The following is a 24,728-nucleotide window of genomic DNA, read 5'->3' on the forward strand; positions in this document are numbered from 1 at the left end:
AAATAGCCTGTGGGCAAGGAGTGGTAAGTGGCTACGGTTATCAATAATGCCATGCTGGCGTCGATCCTCGACGACGTCAGGCCGCTGATTGGGCAGGGGAAAGTGGCGGACTATATTCCGGCATTGGCCTGCGTGAGCGGCAAAAAACTGGGGATCGCTATCAGTACCGTCGATGGGCAGCACTTTAGCGCTGGCGACGCCAACGAGCGATTCTCCATTCAATCAATTTCCAAAGTCCTCAGTCTGGTCGTGGCGATGAATCACTATCAGGCCGAGGAGATCTGGTCGCGTGTGGGTAAAGATCCTTCCGGGCAGCCGTTTAACTCTCTTTTACAGCTGGAAATTGAACAGGGTATTCCACGTAACCCGTTTATTAACGCTGGCGCGCTGGTGGTCTGCGATATGCTGCAAGGGCGACTCAGCGCACCGCGCCAGCGGATGCTGGAGATCGTACGTAAGCTGAGCGGCGTGTCGAACATCGGTTATGACGCGCAGGTCGCGCGCTCGGAGTTTGAACATTCGGCGCGGAATGCGGCGATCGCCTGGCTGATGAAATCCTTCGGTAACTTCCATCACGACGTGGCGACCGTGCTGCAAAATTACTTCCATTACTGTGCGCTTGAGATGAACTGCGTAGAGCTGGCGAGGACTTTTCTGTTCCTTGCCAACCAGGGGCAGGCGCTGCATCTCGACACGCCGGTGATCACCCCCATGCAGACGCGGCAGGTTAATGCATTGATGGCAACCAGCGGCATGTACCAGAACGCCGGCGAATTCGCCTGGCGAGTAGGGCTGCCAGCGAAATCTGGCGTGGGCGGCGGCGTGGTTGCTATCGTACCGCACGAAATGGCGATAGCTGTCTGGAGCCCGGAACTGGATGACGCGGGTAACTCCCTGGCCGGCGTGGCAGCCCTGGAGGTGCTGACGCAGCAGATAGGACGTTCAGTTTACTGATGGATACTCTCGACAGTTTGTTTGCGCGGCTGCAGCGTTCAACCTTCCGCAGCCGCTTTCGCCTTGGCGCAAAAGAGCGGCAGTACTGTATTGATAAAGGCCCGGAGATTATCGATAGCCATGCGGCCGATTTTATCGCCGGGCGTCTGGCGCCCGCACAGCCGAAGAACGACGGTAAACAGACACCGATGCGTGGTCACCCGGTGTTTATTGCTCAGCACGCCACCGCTACCTGCTGTCGCGGCTGCCTGGAAAAATGGCACCATATCCCGCAGGGGCAGGCGCTGAGTGCGGATCAACAGCGCTATATTGTGGGTGTTATTCACCACTGGCTGGTCATCCAGATGAACCGTAACGAACGCTAGCACGCTTAAGTTTATTCTGAAAAGCTATCTATTTTGATAGCTTGTTTCGACATGCCGCCCTCAATATGATACGGCTGGCATCGCATCGGAATAAATTGTGTTATGAAGAGTTTTGACAAACTTATTGCGAACAATGGGGGAGCGGGAACCCGGTTTGTCAGACGGATGTTTCTGATGCGGATGCTCGGCACCTTCCTCTGTTTTCTGCCTATTTTCTCCGTTCTTGCCGAACTTCATCGACCTGAATACCTGAAGATCTTACTGGCGTTGAACGCCTTTGTCTGGCCCACCGTAGCTTATCTGCGTGCCATGCTCGCGCCAATACCCCGTGAGGTTGAACAACAGAACCTGATATGGGATGCCGGAGTGGGTGGCTTCTGGATAGCGATGATGGCGATGAATCCGCTGCCATCAGTCGCGATTGCCACGATCCTGCTGACTGATAGGCTCTCTGCGGGGGGACAAATGTTGATGCGTAAAGCCGCGCTGGCCATGCTGGCGGGATTTGCGATCAGCTGGGTAGTGATCGGTATGCCATTTTATGGCGTGGTAAGTCAACGCACGATGCTGGCGACGCTGCCACTGATTTCCTTATATGTTCTGGCACTGAGTCTGCTTACCGATAGCATTGCCGTCAAGCTGCGGCTGAAGAGCCAGGAACTGGAACGTATTGCGATGCTCGACCCGCTGCTGGATATCGCCAATCGTCGTCTGCTGGAGCAGCGTATTTCATGGGAATTGATCCGATTGCAACGGGACTGCGGCCATTCGCTGCTGATGTTTATCGACGTCGACAATTTCAAAGAGATTAACGATCGCTACGGCCATAAGGTGGGCGACGTAATGCTCAAAACCGTGTCGCAAATTTTGCAGATGGCGACCCGGCCAACGGATACTCCCGCACGTCTGGGCGGCGATGAATTTGTTATCCTGCTCCCGGATACCACGCTTGAAGAAGGGCGCTCAATCGCCCAGCGGATTATGGACGCGACGGCGGTGGTGACGGAGCGTCCGGATCATCGCCAGACGCTCACGCTAAGCATTGGGATTGCCGACGCCTTGCCGGAAATGCTGGAAGTCTCCGACTGGCTACAGGCGGCGGACAGCGCGCTGTATGAGGCAAAACGTCGTGGTAAGAACCAGATTTTTGCGCATTAGCGCATCATAAGAAACTGCGATGATAAGACCTATTGTGTTATCAATAAGTTAACGTAATAGTGATAACCTCATTTTCCAGGAGGCCATCATGAACGCATCATTTACGCTGCATACCTTTTCTGAAGCGGAGATTCTCTCCCATCTTGAGCCGCTGTCTGACGTCCTGACCAACTGCGTCAACGGCGGCGCATCGGTTAGCTTTATGCTGCCTTTTCATCACGATACCGCGCTGGCATTCTGGCGGCGAACTGCCGCCAGCGTTGGGCGCGACGAACGCGTGGTTCTCGTGGCCAAAGATGTCGACCAGACGATTGTCGGTACCGTTCAGCTGATTATCGATCAGCCAGAAAACCAACCGCATCGTGCCGACGTGGCAAAACTGTTAGTACACGAACGCGCCCGTCGCGGCGGCATTGCGCGAGCGCTGATGCAGCGACTGGAAGCGGTTGCGGTTGATGCGGGGAAAAACGTGCTGGTGCTGGATACTGCCACTGGCAGCGGGGCGGAAAACTTCTATCAGCGCTGCGGATGGCAGAAAGTAGGCGAAGTGCCGCGCTATGCCCTTATGCCAGACGGTACGCTGACGGCGACCTCGATTTTTTACAAATTTTTATAGACTCACTATTTATTCTCGCAGTTTTGATCAAAACAGGGTTTCATAAGCGGAAAATCTGATAAGTTATTAGACCAATTGAGCAGGCTGTATGACTAATCCAGAAAGGAACCCATTGTGAAAACACTTAACCGCCATGATTTCCCCGGTGCCCAATACCCTGAACGTATTATCCAGTTTGGCGAAGGAAACTTCCTGCGCGCGTTTGTTGACTGGCAGATTGACCTGCTGAACGAACATACCGACCTGAATTCAGGCGTGGTTATCGTTCGTCCGATCGCCAGCGACTTCCCGCCTTCATTGAGTACTCAGGATGGCCTGTACACCACGATTATTCGTGGTCTGAATGAGAAGGGTGAAGCGGTGAGCGATGCACGTCTGATCCGTTCCGTCAACCGTGAAATCAGCGCCTATAACGATTACGCAGAATTCCTCAAGCTGGCTCATAACCCGGACATGCGTTTTGTGTTTTCTAACACCACCGAAGCGGGTATTAGCTATCACGCAGGCGATAAGTTTGACGACGCACCGGCGGTTAGCTATCCGGCAAAACTGACGCGACTGCTGTTCGAGCGCTTCAGCCACTTCAACGGTGCGGCGGATAAAGGTTGGGTGATCATTCCTTGCGAACTGATTGATTATAACGGTGAAGCCCTGCACGAGCTGGTGGTTCGTTACGCGCAGGAGTGGGCGCTGCCGGCAGAATTCATGACCTGGCTGAATGAGTCTAACGCCTTCTGCTCAACCCTCGTTGACCGTATCGTGACCGGTTATCCGCGTGATGAAGCCGCTCAACTGGAAGCGGAACTGGGTTATAAAGACGGTTTCCTCGATACCGCTGAGCACTTCTACCTGTTCGTGATTCAGGGGCCAAAATCGCTGGCCAGCGAACTGCGTCTGGATAAACTGGCGCTGAACGTGCTGATTGTTGACGACATCAAGCCGTATAAAGAACGTAAAGTTGCGATTCTGAACGGTGCGCACACCGCGCTGGTGCCGGTAGCTTTCCAGGCAGGTATTGATACCGTGGGTGAAGCGATGAACGATGCGGAAATCTGCGCATTCGTTGAGAAAGCGATCCACCAGGAAATCATCCCGGTGCTGGACCTGCCGAAAGACGAGCTGGAGTCGTTTGCCAGTGCGGTTACCGGTCGTTTCCGTAACCCGTATATCAAGCACCAACTGCTGTCTATTGCGCTGAACGGTATGACGAAATTCCGTACCCGTATTCTGCCGCAGCTGCTGGCAGGGCAGAAGGCGAGCGGTAAATTGCCTGCGCGTCTGACTTTTGCGTTGGCTGCTCTGATTGCCTTCTATCGCGCAGAACGTAACGGTGAAGCCTATCCGGTGCAGGATGATGCGCACTGGATTGAACGTTACCAGCAGCTGTGGGCGCAACATCGCGACCAACAGATTAGCACCACCGATCTGGTCAGCGCGGTACTGTCTGTCAGCGAGCACTGGGAACAAGATCTTACACAGGTTTCCGGATTGGTCGAACAAGTCGCAGCTGACCTCGACGCTATTCTGACTCAGGGTATGCGTAAAGCGGTACAGCCGCTTTGCTAATCACGGCCTGATCGCAGCTTTAAACCCGGCACTGGCCGGGTTTTTTGTTTGTTGTGCGACCAAGCGCAAAGAGGGCGATGCATCGTTGCCAGTCTCCTTTATTAGTTACAACATACATTTTTTATTCGCTTATTATCCTCATGAAACATCGAGCAAAAGGGTCTGCCAGTAAGAAGGAGCGCCGCAAAGCATATCATTACCGCCTGATCATCGCTTGAATACATGATGAAGATCACGTTTAATACACAACTTATTAACCTGATTGATATAAAAATGATCGTTCGTCCTCACCAGCACTGGCTGGCTCGCATTTTCGTTTGGCACGGCTCGGTACTGCCAAAAATTTTCTCGCGTTTACTGCTCAACTTTCTGTTGTCGATTGTGGTGATCCTCATTTTGCCGTGGTATTCGTCGCTTGGCGTGAAATTGACCGTCGCGCCGTTCAGTATTCTCGGCGTGGCCATTGCAATCTTTCTGGGGTTTCGCAATAACGCCTGCTATTCACGCTACGTCGAGGCGAGACAACTGTGGGGCCAACTGATGATCGCCTCACGCTCTTTGCTTCGCGAGGTCAAAAATACGCTGCATGACGATCCGCATGTGAGTGAATTTGTAGGTTTGCAGATTGCCTTTGCCCATTGTCTTCGTCTGACTCTACGCCGTCAGCCGACACGTGCCGTGCTGGCAAAGTATCTTAGCGAGCAGCATCTTAACCAGGTGCTGGCCGCACAGTCTCCGGCGAACCGAATTCTGTTGATCATGGGTGAGTGGCTGGCGGAACGTCGTCGGGCGGGTGAGTTGTCGGATATTCTGTTCCACAGTCTGAATATCCGTCTTAACGATATGTCTATCGTGCTGGCGGGCTGCGAGCGTATTGCCAACACGCCGGTACCCTTCGCCTATTCGTTGATTCTTCACCGTACGGTGTATCTGTTCTGCATCATGCTGCCGTTTGCTCTGGTGGTTGATTTGCACTATATGACGCCGTTTGTCTCGGTGCTGATTTCGTATACCTTTATCTCGCTGGATACGTTAGCAGAAGAGCTTGAAGAACCCTTCGGTATGGAAAATAATGACTTACCGCTGGATGCCATCTGCAATGCCATTGAGATAGACCTGCTGCAAATGAACGATGCCACAGAGATACCTGCGCGCCTTACCGTCGATAAGTACTATCAGCTCAGCTAAGAGGTGACACGTGAACGTTGTGAACCGTCCCATTCAGGCAGAAGATAAAGCTCAGTGGTTAGCGCTGTGGAAAGGATATAACGACTTTTATGGCAGCAGCCTTGCTGATGAGATCACCGAGCATACCTGGCAGCGAATACTGAGTCCTGAATCGCCAATTTTTGGCCGGGTTGCCGTGGTGGATGGACGTGTGGCGGCATTCGCGCTCTGTGTTCTGCACGAAGGGACCTGGGTAAGTTCACCCATCTGCTATCTGGAAGACTTGTTCGTTGAGCCGGCGTACCGCGGCCAGGGAATTGCACGCCAGCTGATGCATTTCGTGCTAAATGAGGCCAAAGAGCAGGGGTGGTCACGTTTCTACTGGCATACTCGTATTCATAATCCTGCCCGTAAGCTTTATGATGAATTCATCGCTGCGGATGATTATGTACGATATTGTGTTAGGCTTTAAACCGAATACACAGAATAAATCATTAAGGTTTTCCGTGTTTAATGGTTGCAGTGACATAAGGAGAATCAAAATGGAAAGGCGTATCGAGACTGCCGTTAACATCATTCTGTTCATTTCACTGTTTGCGACTGCCTGGGACCTGTCGCTGGTTCGTTCCTTTAGCTGGTAAGCTAAAGCGAGTAGAGCGAAACCGTCCTTCCGGGCGCGATACCTGTTGCGCCCTTGTACAATGTATGAACATGCCAATAATCAACGGCTTTTAGGCTATTTACCCACAAGGTTGTGCACCGTTTCTGTGGATAACATCGGGCGCTTCATCCCTGAAACGTCTTACGCCACTCGCCGGGACTGACGCCCATTTTTTCACGAAAGGTCTGACGAAACGTGATAGATGACTGAAAGCCCGCACGTTCCGCAACCTGCTCAATGGACAGCTGGCTGCTCTCCAGCAGTCGTTGGCTTCGCCGCAGTCGCTCTGTCGTCACCCATTCCCCAATCGACATCCCCATGGCCTTCTGAAAATGGCGGGTCAAAGAGCGACGACTCATTGCCGCGCGTTCGGCCAGCAGATCAATACTGAGCGGTGTCTCGAGATTCTGCTGTAAGAAATCCAGCAGATTATTGATGCGTTTATCGTAGCTCCGTTGCGGCAGCGCTTGCTCAATGTACTGCGTCTGGCCGCCTTCCCGATGGGGCGGCGTGACCATCCGTCGGGCTATCTGGTTGGCTACTTTTGTGCCAAAACGCTGACGGATAACGTACAGACAGCAGTCCAGCGCCGCGGCGGTACCGGCGGAGGTGATAAGACCGTCATCGTCCGTATAAAGCACGTTGACGTCGAGCCGCACGTCGGGAAATAAGCGCAGAAACGCGTTTTCAAACTCCCAGTGGGTCACGGCGCGATGATGGTCCAGTAACCCCGCATAAGCCAATGCGAAGGTGCCGAGGCACAGACCGACCAGCGTAGCGCCATTTTGACGCGCGGCGACCAGTGCAGCGAGCAGCGCGGGTGAGGGTTTTTCATCCACATCCCGCCAGAAGGGAACAATGACAATCTCGCATTGAGCAAGGGTAGAAAAATCAGCATCAGCGATGACCGCCGTGCCCTCCTTAGACCAGACCATTCCAGGCGTTTCTGCGCAAATATAGCGTGTGAAACGCTTTTCGCTGCTGACGCTATCGCCAAACAGAATCAGCGGAACCGAAAAATGAAATGTGCTGAAGCCTTCGCTGGCGACGATAGCAACCGAGGTGGTGGTCATAGCGTTTTTCTCTTGTTAATAGGTGACAGTGTCACCATCGGCCGGGGCACTGACGAAGGTTTCAATCTGATTATCGCGCGCATATTCCAGCAAGGCGCTGCGCGTAACAAGACAGTGATTGAGTGCCTCCATATGGGTGGCGACGATCTGCGCTTGCGGTAACAGGCTGTGGGCTTTGAGGACATCTTCCATTCCGAAGATGATGGGGCCAAAACCCAGCAGGTGTGCCCAACCGGTATTCATGATAAGCACATCGGGCTGATACTGGCGCAGGTTCTCTTCGATACCTTTGGTCCAGATTGAATCTCCGAGCAGATAGAGCGTTTTTTCATCAGGATGCTGGAATACCACACCGCAGGCTTCCCCCAAACGCTGAGCCAGTTCAGGAATAGCATAGGCGGCGTCAGAACCATGTTGACCGTGGGTTTTGGTCAACATGATATCGCCATAGCGGCTGGTGTCGGAAAGCTGGCGTAATTGGGTAAACCCCTGAGCGCGGAGCATGGCCTCGTCGCTGGCATTCTGTACATAAATCAGCATAGATTTCGGAATCAAAGCCGCCGCAGCGTCGTCCCAATGGTCGGGATGGGTATGTGTCACGATGATGGCGTCCACATCCAGCAGGCGCTCGATGGGGACTGGCAATTCAACCATCGGGTTACGAAGGTGAGCGCGTGCGCTGCCTGCAAAGCCAGGATAGGCGCCTTTTGCCGCCAGCATTGGGTCAATAAGGAAACGTTTACCCGCATAAGCGATCAACTGAGTCGCATTGCGTATTTGCATGATGTCCATCGTCAAATCCTGTGTTGGGGTCACTGAAGACAGTATGCGGCAGCGGCAAAATCTCGCCATTGGCTGAAAGCCAGTTTTCGATGAAATTGGGCCAATTTTCTACTGTCTGGTACCGCAACGATGCCATTCAGGCATGGAAAGTATGAAAAATCAGTATGTAAAAAGAGCAGGTTGTCCGTAGACAGTACGGGGAATTTGTATTTATCATACAAATGAAGTCAGCCATAGCGCATACGCGTACTGTTCATTCATTACTGGGTCTTTGATTATGTCCGCAGAAGTTAATGCACTCATTGTGCTCGCCCAACTTAACGAAACGAAAGGTTTTTACCGCCGTGCTCTACGTATCTGGCGGGAAGTCTCTACACATTTTGACGCTGATAAAACCCAGTGCCGACTGGCAGCGGAAAAAATAGATCTCTGCAGTTTACATTTGCAAATAAAATCACCTGCTGTAGCGCTTACAGGAAACGAAAAGAAGCAAAACATTGAGCGGGATAAAATTAGAATTCAGCAGTTGCTACAGCAAGGATATAGCATTAAAGAAGTCCAGCTGCTCACCGGAAGATCGAGTGCGTTTATCTATAAATATAATCCCAGAAGCAAACCTATCCATTAATAACTGGAAGGAGGAACGCCCAAAGCCTGGCGGAAAGCATAACTAAATGCAGCCGTGCTCGAATAACCCACCTCTAACGCTACGGCGGTGACATTTTTGTTTTTCTTCAGCAGCATGACCGACTCCAGAATACGCATTTTCTGTTTCCACGCGCTAAAAGGTAGACCGGTCTCTTTTTTAAAATGACGGGAAAAAGTACGGGCCGACATGCCCAGATGATCGGCCCAATATTCCATTGAATGTTCCAGTCCTGGTGATTCCTGAATCGTTCTGCATACCTTTATCAGAGCATCATCATGCGGCCACGGTAACATCAACTCCACCTCCGGAAGCTGCAAAAGAACATCCAGCAGCACGCTCACCAGTTGACCCTCTTTACCGGAAATGTCATAGCGTTCTGGCGTATTTGTGGTGGCATAATGAATGAATTCGCGGGCAAAATCGCTGATTGCCACCATTTTGCACTCGTTAATCGGCACGGGTAAAAATGCCGGTTCAACATCCACGCTCTCCAGGTACACATCATCCAGCGCCCATACCGCATGCGTGATGTTGTGTGGGATCCAGATTCCATAATGCGCCGGTATCACCCAACATTTTCCCGCCACGTCGATGCGCATACTACCGGTACGGGCAAAATGGAATTGGGTGAAGACATGGCTGTGGTCGGCAACATGATTATTGGCTTCAAGCACATATGAGCGAAAATAAACCGACTGCGGCAGCTCTTTCATCGAATCATCCTGCGATGAAAACCACTTCTTAGGCTGTATGCTGGAAAAAGGGGGGCGCTTGTCGACCATAATGGCGTCTACTCGATAAATAATGTCCTGACATCATAATACATACCATCGTGTTATCAATGATAATCTCACGCAGAATAAAATGACTTGATGACGGATTAGGATTATGGCGACGGTTTGCTCTGACGTAATAAATGTTGAAGAATTGAATGATAATTGGTCGCGAATGGCTAAAGAACTGCTTCAGCAGGCGGATATTAAGATTAACGGTTCGCGCCCCTGGGATATTCAGGTTCATCATGCTGATTTTTTTAAGCGTGTTTTTCAGCAAGGTTCTCTCGGTTTTGGCGAAAGTTATATGGATGGTTGGTGGGATTGCGACCGACTGGATGTGTTGTTCTATAAAATTCTCAAAGGCAAACTGGATAAACAGATGCCGGGAAACCTGAAAGATATTCTGCGCATTGCCGGTGCACGATTATTTAATCTCCAGACGCGTCGACGTTCCTGGATTGTTGGCAAAGAACACTACGATATTGGCAACGATCTCTTCGCCCGCATGCTTGATCCCCACATGCAATACTCCTGCGCTTACTGGCGAGAAGCGGAGACGCTTGAGCAGGCGCAAAATGCCAAGCTGAAGATGATTTGTGAAAAATTACAGCTCAAGCCAGGTATGCGTCTGCTGGATATCGGCTGCGGCTGGGGAGGGCTGGCAGCCTACGCCGCGCAACACTATGGCGTTAGCGTTGATGGCGTGACCATCTCGCAAGAGCAGCAGAAAATGGCCCAGCAGCGCGGTGAAGGTTTAGACGTCACGATTCTGCTTCAGGATTATCGCGACCTGGATAGAACGTACGATCGCATTGTGTCTGTGGGGATGTTCGAGCATGTCGGGCCGAAAAACTATGACACCTACTTTAGCGTAGTTGACCGCTGCCTGAAGAAAGAGGGGCTGTTTTTGTTGCATACCATTGGCAGCAATGAAAGTGGTGTAAACGTCGACCCGTGGATTAACAAGTACATTTTCCCGAACGGCTGTTTGCCTTCGATTCGTCAGATCGCCAGCGTGAGCGAAAAACGGCTGATCATGGAGGACTGGCACAACTTTGGCAGTGATTACGACAAAACCTTGATGGCGTGGCATCAACGTTTTAACGACGCCTGGCCCGAACTGGCCCTACGTTATACGCCGCGTTTCCGTCGGATGTTTAATTACTACCTGTGTGCCTGTGCCGGCGCATTTCGCGCCCGCGATATTGAACTCTGGCAGGTGCTGTTTAGCCGGGGAAAGGAAGGCGGGATGTACGTTTATCGTTAATGCGTGAGGGTGGCATAGGCCACTATGCCACCCTTGAGTCAGCTTGTTTTCAGAACATCCCGTATAGCAGCGCGGATACTGTCAGAATGCCGCTGATCATCACCATGATTGAGACCACACCGCGCATCGGTTTCAGCGCAGCCCGGGTGAAGATTAACCAGGTTGGAATAATAAACAGGAAAATGGCAATTAACGGGCCACAAAGTGTTTCGATCATATTAATGACATCCGGGTTAATATAAACCACCACCGATGTGACGATAAACATTAAGACCGAAATCATTAATTTAATCTGCTTAATATGGCTGGTCCGTTTAATACCCAACAGGTCCGTTGCCAAGACGTTAAATGTCTCGGCCACCGGCATTGAAATACCTAAAAATGATTTGGTCATTCCCAGAATCGCAATCAGCGGCGCCAGATAGATCATCACATTCATACCGTCATTACCGCCGATAACCGACAGCACGTTGAGGTTTTGCGCTTTGGCCATTTCAAAGGTTTCGCGCGGGGTGCTCAAAATGCAGCTCAGTACGAAGAAAATAATGCTGAAGAATATCAGACCATAGGCGCGACGAATCACGCGAACGGATTGGGTTTCCCCACCGTTGCCCGGTTCGCGATACCAGGAGGCCAACGCGGGAATCAGCGGCGCGGAGCAGAGTGAAAAGGCGATCAGCGGCAGCGTCAGCCACAAATCTTTCAGTGAATTACCAACCGAGGTGGCGTGAGTCAACTGCCAGGCGTGGGTGATGTTGCTGATATCCCATGCCGGGATTTGCGAAGCGGCCACCACAATGATGGCGATGGCGAACGGTAACGCCAGTGCGCTCATAGTACTGACGACTTTATCGCGGCCTTTACTCAGCACGAGATGCAAAATCGCAAGCACGACCAGCGTCAGAGAGGCGCGGTTGAAGCCGGCGAAATGCAGACGTTCGTTAAGGAAATGGCTGAGGGCATTAATGAGCGAAACGGCGTACACCAACGTCACAGGATAGTGCGCGACGCAGAAAAACAGCTTCATTGCCTGGCGGCCTTTGGCGCCGAAGAAAGAGCCGAAGAGCGGCAGCGTGCGGTCGTTTTGCGTTTGCCCGGCATTATCGCGCATAAAAACGCGGCAAATCAGCACGTGCGGTACTAACGATAGCGGGAAACCGAGTAGAAGCAGGAGAATAAAGACGAGCGGACCGCGCGTGCCGATTTCTACCGGCAGGAAAAGCGTGCCTGCTCCGACGGTAGCGCCATACACACCCATCATCCAGATGGTGTCCTTTTTCGTCCATTGAGGACGAGATATTACGGTGTCTTTAGTCATAGTACTCATATATATCGAGAATAACGCGAACGTTAATGGGCGAATTATTGGGTATCCAAACGGGAAAGAAATGTAGAGGGATGAGGTCGTTTTTATTATTTATTCATTGTGCTTGTTTTCGATACTACGGGTACCGCCGCAGCGGCTGCAAGCTTTTTTTCTTATTATTGGTGAGATAAAAAGATATTACTGATTATAATTCACACCGATGTAACTTATCTCGATTTTTATTAAAGGAATCAGCCAGTAGTGGCTGATTCCTTGTGGTTATTATTTCCCCCAGCGGCTTCTTAAATAATCAACGGCCTGCTGTGTTTGCGGTTGTTCCAGATAAGCTTCGCGGAACAGAATCGTTCCATTGATGTTGGCGGCCGACTCATTCAGGTCAATCTGCTTTTTCAGCTCCGGCACACCGCCTTCGATGCTCCAGTCCGGCTCATTCTTCGAGGGTTCGCCCACTTTATATAGTGCGATACCAATATAAAGGCGCGTGTTGGTCGGTTTAACCACGTCAGCCCACCATTTGGCCAGCACGTCGTAACGCGCCGCATCACGGGCAAACGGCCAGTAAATCTGCGGGGCGATATAATCGAGCAAACCCTGCTGCACCCACTGACGGGTATCGGCATAGGATTCATCGTAGGCTGCTGCACCGCGAGTCTCCGACCCCGCCGGATCGTGCGAACGGTTACGCCATACGCCGGCAGGACTCACGCCAAACTCGACATTCGGCTTCAACTGCTTAATGGTGCGGGAGACCTGGGCGATCAATTCCTGCGTATTGTGTCGACGCCAGTCCGCTTTCGAGGCAAACCCCTGACCGTAGCGGCGGAAGGTGACTGTGTCGTTCAGCGAAGAACCGGCGGTTTCGGTATAGAAATAATCATCAAACTGCACGCCATCGATGTCATAGCGCGACACCACCTCGGCAACGATGCTGGTGATCCAATCACGCGCTTCCGGAATACCTGGGTCGAGGACAAAACGGTCACTGGCCGTGCGAATCCAGTCACGATGTAACACAAACACGCTCGGAGGCGTCATCGACAGGGTGTTATTGAGCGCGGTGACGGTTGAGGGTTTGGTATTGGTCGAAACCCGATACGGGTTAAACCAGGCATGGACTTTCATGCCGCGTTTGTGCGCTTCATCGAGCATAAACTGCAGCGGATCGTAGCCAGGATATTCGCCAATATTGCCGGTCATCACATCAGACCAGGGCAGAATGTCCGATTTCCATAGCGCCGTTGCGTCCGGTTTTACCTGGAAAAAAACGGTATTGATGCCGAGACTTTTCAGCTTATCGAGTTTTGCCCGCAGCGCGGCTTGCTGTTGTTCGACGCGCAGGGTGGCGTCAGGCGCATTGATGGAGCTTATCGGCGGCCAGTCAAGACGTGACACCGTGGTTAGCCAGACGCCGCGCATCGGTTCGTTGCTCTGCTGTGAACTGCCCGGTTTCACGGTAGAGGAGGGCGTCGTCGATTGTTTCGAATCGCAGCTAACCAGTAAAAATGCGGCAACGATCAGCGCGCTGGCCTTTTTCAGGGTGGAGAGGCGGGAAAAACGAAAAGAGCTGGAAGTCATAGGTGCCGTTATTCGGGTTGTCACGAGTGGGGAACATTTTCGTACTATTTGCGGCGAAGTCAATCGCTTAGCCAGCAGGGAGCGTGACCTTTACTGACCCTTGACAGTGAATGTTCGGTTAATACGCGCTAAGCCATTATTATTTTGATAAAAACTGATTATTACTTTGATAATTCACCGACAGCACGACACGAATTCTCTGCCCACTTCTCGTTCGACAGGCCGATTTCTCCCTGTGATTGACCATTAACGCGGGCGCAATCACAAAAACGAACCCTAACAGCCACCTCGTTGATCTCTGGCATAAATCTTGGATTTGTACGTAGCGATGGGCTTTTCCCGTAACTACTTACAGGATTGATAATAAGGGGAGCGTTATGTGTGCTTTGCGTTCAGCGTCGCCAGGACGCGTGGATGGATTGGCGAAAGTCAAAGGAACCGCCCTATACGGCGATGATATTACGTTGCCGGATATGCTCTACGGCGTCTGCCGCTATGCGGATATCCCGGCGGGCAAAATCGAAGAATTGGATCTCAGCGACGCGCTGGCGGTAGAGGGTGTGGTCAGGATTGCCACCTGGCAGGATATTCCCGGCACGCCGGTGGTCGGCGTTATCGTTAAAGATTACCTGCCAATCGTCAAAGATGAGGTGGTCTTTCACGGCGACGTGATCGCCGTCGTCGCCGCAACCACCTATGAGGCGGCATGCGAAGCGGCTGACAAAATTCACGTGCGCTACACGCCGTATGCGCCGCTAACCGACGTGGAATCCGCGCTGGCGCCGGATGCACGGCGAATTCACCCGGAGCGCGACGACAATATTGCCGCGCATCACCACACGTTGAAAGGCGATATCGAAAAGGGATTTGCCGATTCCCGGCATATCCTTGAACGCGAATATGAGGTGGGCTTCCAGGAACACGCCTACATTGAGCCGGAAGTGGTACTGACCTGGCTTGATCCTACCGATGGCAGCCTGATTATTTCCGGCTCCATTCAGAACCCGCACCGCGTGCGCGGCTTTGTGGCCAAATTTATGGGCTGCCCGCAGAGCCAGATTAACGTCAAGCGCGCGGTGATGGGCGGTTCGTTTGGCGGTAAAGATGATGTGATTGATCATCTTGCCTGCCGCTCCGCGCTGCTGACACGGTTGACCGGAAAACCAATCAAGTTCGCCTATACCCGTGAACAGTCCATTATTGAAAGCTGCAAGCGCCACCCGTACAAAATGAAATACAAAGTCGGCTTTAGCGACGCCGGACGTATCCAGGCGATGAAAGTCGATATTCTCGCCGACAGCGGGGGCTATGCCGCGTCATCACCGTTTGTGACCTGGCGTTCTTCCGTACAGGCGGCAGGTCCTTACGCCATTCCTAATGTGCATATTGATGTGAAAGCGATATACACCAACAACAGTTATACCTCGGCGATGCGCGGTTTTGGTTCCCCGCAGGTGGTTTATGCGAATGAATCGTTGATGGATGAAATTGCCGAGTATCTGAATATTTCCCCGGTTGAAATACGTGAAATCAACGCATTACGTCAAGGCGATACGTCCGTCACTGGCCAGGTTTTCGATCAGCATACGGTGTCGGCACTCGAGGTGCTGAAAAAGGCCGCCGCCTCGGCGGAGTTTATGGCCAAGCGTAAGCATTACCATGTGCTGAACGAACAGGGTGGCGTATATCGCTACGGCATTGGGTTAGCGCTCAGCTACCGCGGCTGCTCCATTGGTGCGGAAGGTGTCGATACCTCAACGGCGTTGATTCAGGTGAACGAGGACGGCAGCGTCAACCTCTCCACGTCGGTGTCGGAAAACGGTCAGGGGCTACAGACCACCATGTCGCTAATCGCCGCTGAAGCTTTCGGAATCGCGATGGCCGACATTCACTTCAGTGAACCGCCCACCTCGGTGATCGGCGACGGGGGCTCAACGGCGGCCACGCGCGGGACGATGGTTGGCGGCGGGGCGATTCTGGACGCGGCAGAGAAAATTAAGCGCCGTATTCTGAGCGTCGTGGGTGAGACCATCGGCGCGACGCGACTTGAAGATACCCGCTGGCAGGACGGTTTTATCATCAATAAACAAGATGATAGCCAACGTATCGCGTTTAAAGATGCGGTTAATAAAACTAAATGGGCCAGCGTCAGCCTGACGGAATACGGTTGGTTTGTGCCGCCGCCGATCCACTGGGATGAAGAAAAAGGCTGTGGCAGCCCGTACTTCACCTGGGTATATGGTTGCCAGGTGGCGGAAGTGCGGGTGAACATCAGCACGGGTAAGACCGACCTGCTGCACGTCACCGCCGCGCATGATGTCGGTCAGGTGCTCAATCCCGTCGGTTTTGAAGGGCAGGTATGCGGCGGCGTGGCGCAGGGCTTCGGCTACGCACTACTGGAAGATTTCAATATTGAGCACGGCCAGGTGAAGTCGGAGAACTTTGATAGCTACCTGCTGCCAACGATCAAGGACATTCCCGCCATTACGGTGATCGGGGTGGAAAACCCGGATAAAGCAGGCCCGCTTGGGGCAAAAGGTATCGGCGAACCGGCGACTGAACTGGCGGCCGCCGCCATCAATAACGCCGTAAGTTTTGCGCTAGGCACGCGTTTTAATAAGCTGCCGCTGACGCTGGAACAGGTGATTCTTGGCTATAACCTGAAAAAACCGGCACGGCAAAGTGAACTGATGATTGAACAGGAGAACAAAAAGCAGGTGCTGCGCCTGACAGACGTTACGGTGACGCGCCCGAAGACGCTGGATGAAGCCCTGGCGCTGCTTGAAAGTGACGGTGTCACGGTCATCGCAGGGGGGACCGATGTGATCGTTCAGGGGCGTCTGCAAACCAAATCGGTGAAGCTGGTTGATATCTCTCGTCTCAGCGAACTGACTCAGGTGACGGAAGATCCGCAAAGCCACGAAGTGTCGATTGGCGCCGCGGTCACCTTTAACCGTATTACCGACCACCCTCTGCTGCGCGAACGTTACCCGCTGCTGGTGCAGGCCTGTCATACCGTCGGCTCACACCAGATTCGTAACCGCGCCACCATCGGCGGCAATATCGTCAACGCGGCGCCATGTGGTGACTCCATCCCGCCGTCGATTCTCTACGACGCCAGCGTTGAACTGCGTTCCCATGCTGCCACACGGCGTATGTCACTGGCCGAGTTCCTGCTCTCTGGCTACAAAACGCAACGCCAGCCAGATGAACTGCTGACGCGCGTGATCCTTCCGCCGCCGGCGCACCCAAAAGCGAAGGGGTTCTACCATCAGCTTGGACGACGTAATGCACTGAACATTACCCGTCAGAGCTTAACCGCGCTGCTGGAAATCACCGCTGACGGTACCGTGAGCTACTGCCGTCTGGTCGACGGCGCGTTATTCAGCAAACCGCAGCGTCTGCTCGATGTCGAGCGCTGCCTGGTGGGGCAGCGTATCACGCCGCAAACCGTTGATAGCGCCTGCGAGGTGCTGGACAAGCTGATTTATGCCGCGATCGGCAAACGCTGGTCTGCCGCCTATAAGCAGCCGGTTTTTGTCAGCATGTTCCGCGACATGATGACGCAGGCATCCGCTCAATAATCAATGAAAGCAGGGCGCCCGGCGCCCTGTCGAGGACAACGAGATGAGTATCATTAAAGTGAAGGTCAACGGCAAACTGGTGGAAGCTAAGGTCGAAGGCAATATGCGTCTGCTGGATTTGGTTCGCAACACCCTGAAGCTAACCGCGACAAAAGAAGGCTGCTCTATTGGTGAATGCGGTGCCTGTACGGTGATGATGGACGGCAAAGCGGTCTGTTCCTGTCTGGTGCTGGCAGAACAGTGCGATGAGGCGGAAATCACCACCCTGGAAGGGTTAAACGACAACCCCATTACGCAAAAATTGCAGAATGCCTTTGTTGAGAAAGGCGGCGTTCAGTGCGGATTCTGTACGCCGGGCGTGCTGGTCAGCACGACCGCGCTGCTGCAAGAGGTGCCGCAGCCGAGTGATGAACAACTGAAGGATGTGCTGGAAGGTAATATCTGTCGCTGTACCGGCTACCAGCCGATTCTTGATTCAATTCATCACGCCTTAAAGTCATAACGCGGTGATGGCGCGCCGGGGAGGTTGAAACCTCCCCAACGCCGATTACGCATGACTCTCGCTGCATTCCAGTAGTTGTGCTTTGAGCTTCGCATACTCTTCTATGACATAGCGTTCCGCTGCCGCCTGATCGGCAATCGCCTCTACCCGCACCGCACAATACTTGTACTCCGGCGTTTTGGTGACTGGGCTAAGATTTTCCGTGACCAGCTCGTTACAGGCGCCGATCCACCACTGGTAGGTCATATAAATCGCCCCTTTATTGGGCCTTTCGCTGACTTTGGCCCGGGTAATAATTCGCCCTTTACGTGAGTTCACCCACACCAGCGATTCATCGGCAATACCTAAACGCGCTGCGTCGGCGGTATTGATCTGCGCATAACCCGGTTCGTCGGCCAGCGTCGAGAGCGCTGAACAGTTGCCGGTCATCGAACGGCAGGAGTAGTGGCCTACTTCGCGTACCGTCGAGAGCACCATCGGAAATTCTTCCGTTAATTTATCGATTGGCGCTACCCAATCACAGGTGAAGAATTTCGCCAGCCCGTTTGCCGTGGAGAAGCGATCGGCAAACAGCCATGAGGTTCCCTTATCCGCCGGTGATTCATCCCGACATGGCCACTGTACGTACCCGAGTTCACCCATTTTCTCATAGGTGGCGCCGAAGAAATCCGGACACAAGTGCCGCAATTCATCCCAGATTTCCTGAGTGTTACGGTAGTGCATCGGATAGCCCATGCGGGTGGCGATTTCGCTAATAATTTGCCAGTCGGTTTTCAAGTCCCACTGCGGCTCCACCGCTTTAAAGAAGCGCTGGAAACCCCGGTCTGCGGCGGTATAAACCCCTTCATGCTCGCCCCACGACGTCGAGGGGAGGATGACGTCGGCCGCCGCGGCGGTTTTGGTCATGAAAATATCCTGCACAATCACCAGCTCCAGCGTCGCAAACGCCTTACGCACCGCCGACAGCTCGGCGTCGGTTTGTAACGGATCTTCACCCATAATGTACGCTGCGCGGACTTCCCCGTTCGCTGCCCGATGCGGTAGCTCGCTAATACGATAGCCGGTATGAGCCGGCACGCTTTCGACGCCCCAGGCTTTGGCGAACTTCTCGCGGTTTTCGGCAACGTTAACGAACTGATAGCCCGGATAGGTATCCGGCAGGGCGCCCATATCACAGGCCCCCTGAACGTTATTTTGCCCGCGAACCGGGTTGACGCCGACGCTCGCTTTGCCAAGATTGCCGGTCAGAATTGCCAGGCTGGTCAGAGCGCGCACCGTTTCTACCCCCTGGTAGAACTGGGTGACGCCCATGCCCCAAAGAATCGTGGCCGTCGTGGCGCGGGCATACAGTCGGGCGCACGCGCGAATGTCCTGCGCGCTGACGCCGGTAATCTCTTCAACCGACTCCGGCGGATAGCCTTCGACGATTTTACGGTACTCTTCAAAGCCCTCAGAACGCTGGGCAACGAAAGATTTGTCGTAGAGATCCTCCGCAATAATGACGTGGCCGATAGCGTTTAACAGCGCGATATTCGAACCATTTTTTAGCGCCAGATGCATATCGGCAATCCGGGCGGTTTCTATACGCCGTGGATCACAGACAATAATTTTGGCGCCATTTCGCTTCGCATTAAGCACATGATTGGCGACGATAGGGTGAGAATCTGCCGGATTGTAGCCGAAGATAAACACCAGCTCACTGTTATCAATTTCGGTGATGGCATTGCTCATTGCGCCGTTACCGACCGATTGGTGCAGACCTGCAACCGAAGGGCCGTGTCAGACGCGCGCGCAGCAGTCAACGTTATTGGTGCCGATGACCGCGCGGGCGAACTTTTGCATCACATAGTTAGTTTCGTTGCCGGTACCCCGCGAAGAACCGGTGGTTTGAATGGCGTCGGGGCCATATTTTGCTTTGATCTCGCTAAGCCGCGCGGCGACGTAATCCAGCGCCTCGTTCCACGAAACGGCTTCCAGTTTGCCGCCACGCTGGCGACGGATCATTGGCGTTTGCAGCCGTGGCGTCAGAATGCGGGTATCGTGGACAAAATCCCAGCCGTAGTAGCCTTTCAGACACAGCGTCCCCTGGTTATTTTTGCCCATCGCCGCTTCTGCGCGCACGATCCGCCCGTCCTCAACCACCAGCTGCAGCTTGCAGCCAGCGGCACAGTAAGGGCAGACGGTGGTCACTTTCTTCATCATGACTCTCCAGATAATGGTAAAACGCTAAAACAGCAGCCCAAAATCAAAACGGCTGCTCACCCCAAAGGCAATGGCCTGCTGGACGGCGGGGATCGTCATTAACGCCAGCGCCAGCAGCGCCAGTATGAGTCGGTTGTGCATTATTCCCCCGCGCTGTGTTGTGGTTGTTGACCTTTCTGCACTTTGCGCAGCAGCAGCCACATACGGACGGTGCGCACCGCCATATTTCGCGCCGCAGCGCTCGGCGGCAGCGGATCGGGTTCCGGTACATCGTGAGAAATACGCAACGGCACGCTGCCGTTGAGCGTCAGGTTGGCAACGATGGCCGTGAGCGTCCCGATGGTGATACCGCTGTGCAGGAAAAGCTGCATCATGGGGGGGAACTGGGTGAACAGGTTGGGCACCAGCACCGGCATCATGCCGAGACCGAGGGTCAGTGCGACCACCATCCCATTGTTATTGTTACGGTAGTTGACCTGGCCCAGGGTACGAATACCCGACACGGCGACCATGCCAAACATGACGATCCCGGCACCGCCGAGGATCGGTTTTGGGATCAACACCACCAGCGCGGCCATTTTCGAGAACACGCCCATCAAAATGAGAATCGCCCCTGAGGCCGACACCACAAAACGGCTGCGTACCCCGGTGAGGCCGATTAATCCGACGTTCTGCGCAAAGGCGGCGTAGGGGAAGAGGTTGAAGAAACCGCAAATGGTGGTGGCCAACCCGCAGGTGTTCAGACCGTTGCGCAGCATGGTGGCATCCACTTTCTTACCGACAATATCGCCGGTGGCCATAATCGAGGACATGGTCTCCACCATCACCACCACCATTACCATAGAAAGCAGGGCGACGGGCACGATATGAAACTCCGGGCGAGCAAACTGCATCACCGACGGCAGGTGCAGCCACGGGGTAGCGTTCACGAGGTGAAAGTCGAGCGGCTTGAAGAAGCTCCAGAGAATAGTGCCAATAATCAGCCCAATGAGTACGGCGGTGTTTTTGACTACGCCGGTAGCAAAGGTATACAGATTAAGGATAATAACCAGCGTGATCGCGGCCATCAGCAGCGAAAACAGGTCGCCAAATCCTTCCATTTCACTGCTTCCGCCGCCGATCCACCCGCCGGCCACCGGCATGATCGACAGACCAATCAACGTCACGATACCGCCCATCACCACCTTGGGAAAGAAGCGAATCAGGCGGCTAATCCACGGCGCGCAGCAGAGGATAAATATCCCCGAAACAATCACCGAACCCGAAATGGCGCCGATGCCGTATTCTTTGCCGATCAGCACCATCGGGATAAGCGCGGCGAAGGTACAGCCCTGAATCAGCGGCAAACGGCAGCCGAGCCAGGGGCGAATCCCCATCGACTGAACAATGGTGGCCGCGCCGCAGATAAATAGATCGGCGCTGATCAGTAAAATAATGTGCTCGGCGGGCAAGCCAACCGCGCTGCCCACCACCAGGGGAACGGCTACCGCACCTGCGTACATCACCAGCACGTGCTGCAGTCCGTAGAGAATCATTTGCATAATCGGCAAAACCTCATCGACCGGCGCGGTTGATGCCGTCGGGCGTGAGGCAGGAATGGCTGAATCTTTCATGAAGTGGTTATCTCCTGTACGACTTTCGCCCCAGCGAGAGCGGAAGTTACGATTCGAAGGCAGTTATCGCCTCCCTGAACTGATGTTGTCATCAGCATGTTGCGCGCACGGCGATATCTATGCGTAAGCTGTGCCAGAATTAACCGTTATCGGAAGCAAATAATATTTTTGTGAATGGAATCACGACTTGCCGGATATTATTCCGGGGTGACAAGGCGGAATGAAAGGGCGGTAAAATACCGGCTATCACTATGAGAGTATTTATCTCTCATTTTGGTAGGGGCGAAGAGAAAGACGTCTGGAATGGCTAAATGAGATTAATTATTAATGCCATGATTTTATAAGCATTATTTTATTTATGACCGGTTTATTTGACCTGTATCGCAAAAAATCACCTCGACAGACGCGAAACCAAAAATGCGCCTGAATATTGCATCGCGACCCTTGATGAATATCTGAATAATAAAAGGGAAGCTAATGAACCGATTTATTGTTGCTGATGCCGCCAGCTGTATTGGTTGTCATGCCTGCGAGGTTGCCTGCGTTACCGCCCATCATCAGGATAACTGGCCGTTACATCGGCAGGATTTCATGCCGCGTATTCATGTTGTTTTCCACCGTAAAGAGAGTCGTACCGCCACCTGTCACCACTGTAACGACGCACCCTGTGTGGCTTCCTGCCCAACCGACGCCCTTTATTTCGCCGATAACAGCATTCAACTGAAGCAGGAAAAATGCATAGGCTGCAAGAACTGCGTCATCAGTTGCCCATTCGGGGCCATCGAAATGGTGGCCGCCAATGAAGATGCGCCACAGCTGGCGCAGAAATGCGACCTGTGTAGCGAACATCCCGGCGGACAACCGGCCTGTGTGGCAACTTGCCCAACGCAGGCGCTGCGCTTGATGGACGAACAGCAGCTTGAAAAATTACGCCGTGAGCGCCAGACGCGGACTGTGCTCGGACAGCCGGTGCAGCCCCGTCAGCCAGGCCGTCGCGAAATGTTTCTGGCAAAACCGCCTCGCGTCGGCGCCGGGAAGGTGGACGCCGCGCTGCGCAAAACGCATTTCGAGGAGATTTACTACGGTTTGTCCTGCTCAGCCGCAGAATATGAGAGCGAACGCTGCCTGAGCTGCGCGCAGAAAGCGTGGTGCAACTGGACCTGTCCGCTGCATAACCATATTCCCGATTTTATTCGCCTGGTTAATGAAGGAAAAATCATTGAAGCGGCGGAGCTGTGCCACCAGAGCAGTTCGCTGCCGGAAATCTGTGGCCGCGTTTGTCCGCAGGATCGTTTATGTGAAGGGGCATGCACGCTGAAAAACGAAGGCGGCTCGGTCGCGATTGGCAATCTCGAACGCTACATCACCGACACCGCGCTGGCGATGGGCTGGCGTCCGCAGGTGGTTGGCGTGACGCCGCGTAAGGAGCGGGTCGCCATTATTGGCGCCGGGCCTGCCGGGTTGGGCTGCGCCGATATTCTGGCGCGCGCAGGCGTGCAGGTGGATGTTTTTGATAAGCATCCGGAAATTGGCGGGCTGCTGACGTTCGGTATCCCGCCATTCAAGCTGGATAAAGGGATCCTCGGTATGCGCCGGACAATCTTCAGCGAAATGGGCATTCAATTCCATCTGAACCAGGAAGTAGGGCGTGATGTCGACTTTAACGATTTAGTCGCCAATTACGACGCGGTGTTCCTTGGCGTTGGTACCTATGGCCTGATGGCGGCGGGGCTCGAAGGTGAAGACGCGCCGGGTGTGATCCAGGCGCTGCCGTTCCTGATTGCCAGCACCCGCGAGGTGATGGGGCTGGAAGAGAGTCCGGAGTACCCGCTTATCGATATCCAGGGCAAGCACGTCGTGGTGCTGGGCGGCGGCGATACTGCGATGGACTGCCTGCGTACGGCGGTACGACGCGGGGCCGCGAGCGTGACCTGCGCCTATCGTCGTGACGAGCTGAGTATGCCGGGGTCGAAAAAAGAGGTGGTCAACGCGCGGGAGGAAGGCGTGGAATTCCAGTTCAACGTCCAGCCGCAGTATATCCAGCGCAACCGTAAGGGACAGGTCAGCGCGGTCGGCATGATCCGCACCGACATGGGGGAACCCGGCCCGGACGGACGTCGTCGTCCGAGACCGATTGTCGGCTCCGGCTTTGAGCTCCAGGCGGATGTGCTGATCATGGCATTTGGCTTCCAGGCCCATGATATGCCGTGGCTACGCGGCCATGGCGTGCAGCTGGACCGTTGGGGCCAAATTCGCACCGGTGGCAGCGGTCGCGGCACCACGCAAACCAGCAATGACAAGATTTTTGCCGGCGGTGACGCGGTACATGGCGCTGACCTGGTGGTCACGGCGATGGTGGCGGGGCGTCAGGCCGCCAGTGAAATGCTGACGCTGTTTAAGAGTAAGGAGGGGGCATGACCAGCTTTATCATGGCTAATCCGGCGTCCTGTATCGGCTGTCGCACCTGCGAGATAGCCTGCGCGCTGGAACATGCCACAGAGTCTGCGGCGTTCGCGCCGCGCTTAACGGTGCGGCGTCTGGATACGCTTAGCGTGCCGGTGATGTGTCATCAATGTGAAAATGCCCCCTGCGTGGGGGCGTGCCCGGTAGGTGCATTAAGTATGGGGGACGAGCGGGTTGAAGCCGATGATTCCCGCTGTATCGGCTGTCAGAGCTGCGTGGTGGCCTGTCCATTTGGCGTGATTAACATTGCGTCAGCTAAAAATCAGCCGGCAACGATTGTGAAGTGCGATCTCTGCCACGGGCGCGAGCGCGGCCCGGCCTGTATTGACGTCTGTCCAACCTCTGCGTTAAGCAAAATCACCGGTGAGACGCTGGCGGAAATGCAAAAGCAGCGCAAGATAACCACCGCGTTCTGACGTGATTGCCG

At 53.8% G+C, this 24,728-nt stretch carries 20 protein-coding genes; 13 read left to right on the top strand and 7 right to left on the bottom strand.

Annotated features, from left to right (window positions below):
- Positions 1 to 27 precede the first annotated feature (27 nt).
- The 7 genes from glsB to GY169_RS11445 all read left to right on the top strand — a co-directional run bounded on the left by glsB (position 28) and on the right by GY169_RS11445 (position 6,298).
- Positions 28 to 954 (top strand): glutaminase B, encoded by a 927-nt coding sequence (gene glsB, locus GY169_RS11415; RefSeq protein WP_167575798.1) that lies wholly within the window; start codon positions 28 to 30, stop codon positions 952 to 954.
- Complete coding sequence (locus GY169_RS11420; RefSeq protein ID WP_163446395.1) at positions 954 to 1,319, top strand: DUF4186 domain-containing protein; 366 nt, start codon at positions 954 to 956, stop codon at positions 1,317 to 1,319. The genes glsB and GY169_RS11420 overlap by 1 nt, the downstream gene beginning before the upstream one ends.
- Positions 1,320 to 1,484: 165 nt before the next feature.
- A complete protein-coding gene (locus GY169_RS11425; RefSeq protein ID WP_167575799.1) occupies positions 1,485 to 2,477 on the top strand; it encodes a sensor domain-containing diguanylate cyclase in 993 nt (330 codons plus the stop codon).
- Positions 2,478 to 2,565: 88 nt separating this feature from the next.
- On the top strand, positions 2,566 to 3,093 hold the full coding sequence (locus GY169_RS11430) for a GNAT family N-acetyltransferase (RefSeq protein WP_167575800.1): 528 nt from the start codon (positions 2,566 to 2,568) through the stop codon (positions 3,091 to 3,093).
- Positions 3,094 to 3,207: 114 nt separating this feature from the next.
- Positions 3,208 to 4,659 carry a tagaturonate reductase gene (locus GY169_RS11435; RefSeq protein ID WP_167575801.1) on the top strand — a complete coding sequence of 484 codons (1,452 nt, stop codon included), beginning with the start codon at positions 3,208 to 3,210 and terminating at the stop codon, positions 4,657 to 4,659.
- A 273-nt stretch (positions 4,660 to 4,932) separates the two neighbouring features.
- Positions 4,933 to 5,847, top strand: a complete 915-nt coding sequence (locus tag GY169_RS11440) for a bestrophin family protein (protein WP_167575802.1) — start codon at positions 4,933 to 4,935, stop codon at positions 5,845 to 5,847.
- Between the two features lie 10 nt (positions 5,848 to 5,857).
- Positions 5,858 to 6,298: a GNAT family N-acetyltransferase gene (locus GY169_RS11445; RefSeq protein ID WP_167575803.1), complete on the top strand. Its 441-nt coding sequence runs from the start codon at positions 5,858 to 5,860 to the stop codon at positions 6,296 to 6,298.
- A gap of 314 nt (positions 6,299 to 6,612) precedes the next feature.
- Here GY169_RS11445 and GY169_RS11450 read toward each other — a convergent pair whose 3' ends face one another.
- Positions 6,613 to 7,560 (bottom strand): GlxA family transcriptional regulator, encoded by a 948-nt coding sequence (locus GY169_RS11450; protein WP_167575804.1) that lies wholly within the window; start codon positions 7,558 to 7,560, stop codon positions 6,613 to 6,615.
- Between the two features lie 15 nt (positions 7,561 to 7,575).
- A complete protein-coding gene (locus tag GY169_RS11455; protein ID WP_167575805.1) occupies positions 7,576 to 8,352 on the bottom strand; it encodes an MBL fold metallo-hydrolase in 777 nt (258 codons plus the stop codon).
- 268 nt (positions 8,353 to 8,620) lie between these two features.
- Here GY169_RS11455 and GY169_RS11460 point away from each other — a divergent pair, with 268 nt between their 5' ends.
- On the top strand, positions 8,621 to 8,971 hold the full coding sequence (locus GY169_RS11460; protein ID WP_163446387.1) for a PerC family transcriptional regulator: 351 nt from the start codon (positions 8,621 to 8,623) through the stop codon (positions 8,969 to 8,971).
- Here GY169_RS11460 and GY169_RS11465 read toward each other — a convergent pair.
- Positions 8,968 to 9,705, bottom strand: coding sequence for a helix-turn-helix transcriptional regulator (locus GY169_RS11465; RefSeq protein ID WP_223882163.1), 738 nt, complete (start codon positions 9,703 to 9,705; stop codon positions 8,968 to 8,970). The two genes, GY169_RS11460 and GY169_RS11465, sit on opposite strands and share 4 nt — an antisense overlap.
- A gap of 175 nt (positions 9,706 to 9,880) precedes the next feature.
- On the opposite strand from GY169_RS11465, the gene cfa reads away from it, so the two are divergent.
- Entirely contained in the window at positions 9,881 to 11,035 is a 1,155-nt protein-coding gene (cfa, locus tag GY169_RS11470; RefSeq protein WP_167575807.1) for a cyclopropane fatty acyl phospholipid synthase, read from the top strand.
- Positions 11,036 to 11,084: 49 nt separating this feature from the next.
- Here the strand turns inward: cfa and GY169_RS11475 are convergent, their stop codons facing one another.
- Entirely contained in the window at positions 11,085 to 12,296 is a 1,212-nt protein-coding gene (locus GY169_RS11475) for an amino acid permease (protein ID WP_167575808.1), read from the bottom strand.
- 327 nt (positions 12,297 to 12,623) lie between these two features.
- Positions 12,624 to 13,937 (bottom strand): glycoside hydrolase family 10 protein, encoded by a 1,314-nt coding sequence (locus tag GY169_RS11480; RefSeq protein ID WP_411908116.1) that lies wholly within the window; start codon positions 13,935 to 13,937, stop codon positions 12,624 to 12,626.
- Positions 13,938 to 14,314: 377 nt separating this feature from the next.
- Here GY169_RS11480 and GY169_RS11485 point away from each other — a divergent pair, with 377 nt between their 5' ends.
- Both GY169_RS11485 and GY169_RS11490 read left to right on the top strand, forming a co-directional pair.
- Entirely contained in the window at positions 14,315 to 17,521 is a 3,207-nt protein-coding gene (locus GY169_RS11485) for a molybdopterin cofactor-binding domain-containing protein (RefSeq protein WP_167575809.1), read from the top strand.
- 43 nt (positions 17,522 to 17,564) lie between these two features.
- Positions 17,565 to 18,023, top strand: coding sequence for a (2Fe-2S)-binding protein (locus tag GY169_RS11490; protein ID WP_163446383.1), 459 nt, complete (start codon positions 17,565 to 17,567; stop codon positions 18,021 to 18,023).
- A 45-nt stretch (positions 18,024 to 18,068) separates the two neighbouring features.
- Here GY169_RS11490 and fdhF read toward each other — a convergent pair whose 3' ends face one another.
- Both fdhF and GY169_RS11500 read right to left on the bottom strand, forming a co-directional pair.
- Entirely contained in the window at positions 18,069 to 20,222 is a 2,154-nt protein-coding gene (fdhF, locus tag GY169_RS11495) for a formate dehydrogenase subunit alpha (RefSeq protein WP_167577291.1), read from the bottom strand.
- A 143-nt stretch (positions 20,223 to 20,365) separates the two neighbouring features.
- Positions 20,366 to 21,838 carry a nucleobase:cation symporter-2 family protein gene (locus GY169_RS11500; protein ID WP_167575810.1) on the bottom strand — a complete coding sequence of 491 codons (1,473 nt, stop codon included), beginning with the start codon at positions 21,836 to 21,838 and terminating at the stop codon, positions 20,366 to 20,368.
- A 477-nt stretch (positions 21,839 to 22,315) separates the two neighbouring features.
- Here GY169_RS11500 and ygfT point away from each other — a divergent pair, with 477 nt between their 5' ends.
- Together ygfT and GY169_RS11510 are read left to right on the top strand one after the other, a co-directional pair.
- A complete protein-coding gene (gene ygfT / locus GY169_RS11505; protein WP_163446381.1) occupies positions 22,316 to 24,256 on the top strand; it encodes a formate-dependent uric acid utilization protein YgfT in 1,941 nt (646 codons plus the stop codon).
- Positions 24,253 to 24,717 carry a 4Fe-4S dicluster domain-containing protein gene (locus GY169_RS11510; RefSeq protein ID WP_167575811.1) on the top strand — a complete coding sequence of 155 codons (465 nt, stop codon included), beginning with the start codon at positions 24,253 to 24,255 and terminating at the stop codon, positions 24,715 to 24,717. Before ygfT ends, GY169_RS11510 begins: the two co-directional genes overlap by 4 nt.
- Positions 24,718 to 24,728: the final 11 nt, after the last annotated feature.

The organism is Kluyvera genomosp. 3 (genome assembly GCF_011765685.1).
GTDB lineage: Bacteria > Pseudomonadota > Gammaproteobacteria > Enterobacterales > Enterobacteriaceae > Kluyvera > Kluyvera georgiana_A.

What these genes read in the sequence shown, in the direction of transcription:
- ygfT (WP_163446381.1), top strand. Translation starts at nt 22,316, where the DNA reads ATGAACCGATTTATTGTTGCTGATGCCGCCAGCTGTATTGGTTGTCAT.
- GY169_RS11465 (WP_223882163.1), bottom strand. Translation starts at nt 9,705, where the DNA reads ATGAAAGAGCTGCCGCAGTCGGTTTATTTTCGCTCATATGTGCTTGAA.
- GY169_RS11425 (WP_167575799.1), top strand. Translation starts at nt 1,485, where the DNA reads ATGTTTCTGATGCGGATGCTCGGCACCTTCCTCTGTTTTCTGCCTATT.
- GY169_RS11480 (WP_411908116.1), bottom strand. Translation starts at nt 13,937, where the DNA reads ATGACTTCCAGCTCTTTTCGTTTTTCCCGCCTCTCCACCCTGAAAAAG.
- GY169_RS11450 (WP_167575804.1), bottom strand. Translation starts at nt 7,560, where the DNA reads ATGACCACCACCTCGGTTGCTATCGTCGCCAGCGAAGGCTTCAGCACA.
- GY169_RS11430 (WP_167575800.1), top strand. Translation starts at nt 2,566, where the DNA reads ATGAACGCATCATTTACGCTGCATACCTTTTCTGAAGCGGAGATTCTC.
- GY169_RS11500 (WP_167575810.1), bottom strand. Translation starts at nt 21,838, where the DNA reads ATGAAAGATTCAGCCATTCCTGCCTCACGCCCGACGGCATCAACCGCG.
- GY169_RS11485 (WP_167575809.1), top strand. Translation starts at nt 14,315, where the DNA reads ATGTGTGCTTTGCGTTCAGCGTCGCCAGGACGCGTGGATGGATTGGCG.
- GY169_RS11455 (WP_167575805.1), bottom strand. Translation starts at nt 8,352, where the DNA reads ATGGACATCATGCAAATACGCAATGCGACTCAGTTGATCGCTTATGCG.
- cfa (WP_167575807.1), top strand. Translation starts at nt 9,881, where the DNA reads ATGGCGACGGTTTGCTCTGACGTAATAAATGTTGAAGAATTGAATGAT.
- GY169_RS11510 (WP_167575811.1), top strand. Translation starts at nt 24,253, where the DNA reads ATGACCAGCTTTATCATGGCTAATCCGGCGTCCTGTATCGGCTGTCGC.
- GY169_RS11490 (WP_163446383.1), top strand. Translation starts at nt 17,565, where the DNA reads ATGAGTATCATTAAAGTGAAGGTCAACGGCAAACTGGTGGAAGCTAAG.
- GY169_RS11460 (WP_163446387.1), top strand. Translation starts at nt 8,621, where the DNA reads ATGTCCGCAGAAGTTAATGCACTCATTGTGCTCGCCCAACTTAACGAA.
- GY169_RS11420 (WP_163446395.1), top strand. Translation starts at nt 954, where the DNA reads ATGGATACTCTCGACAGTTTGTTTGCGCGGCTGCAGCGTTCAACCTTC.
- GY169_RS11440 (WP_167575802.1), top strand. Translation starts at nt 4,933, where the DNA reads ATGATCGTTCGTCCTCACCAGCACTGGCTGGCTCGCATTTTCGTTTGG.
- GY169_RS11475 (WP_167575808.1), bottom strand. Translation starts at nt 12,296, where the DNA reads ATGATGGGTGTGTATGGCGCTACCGTCGGAGCAGGCACGCTTTTCCTG.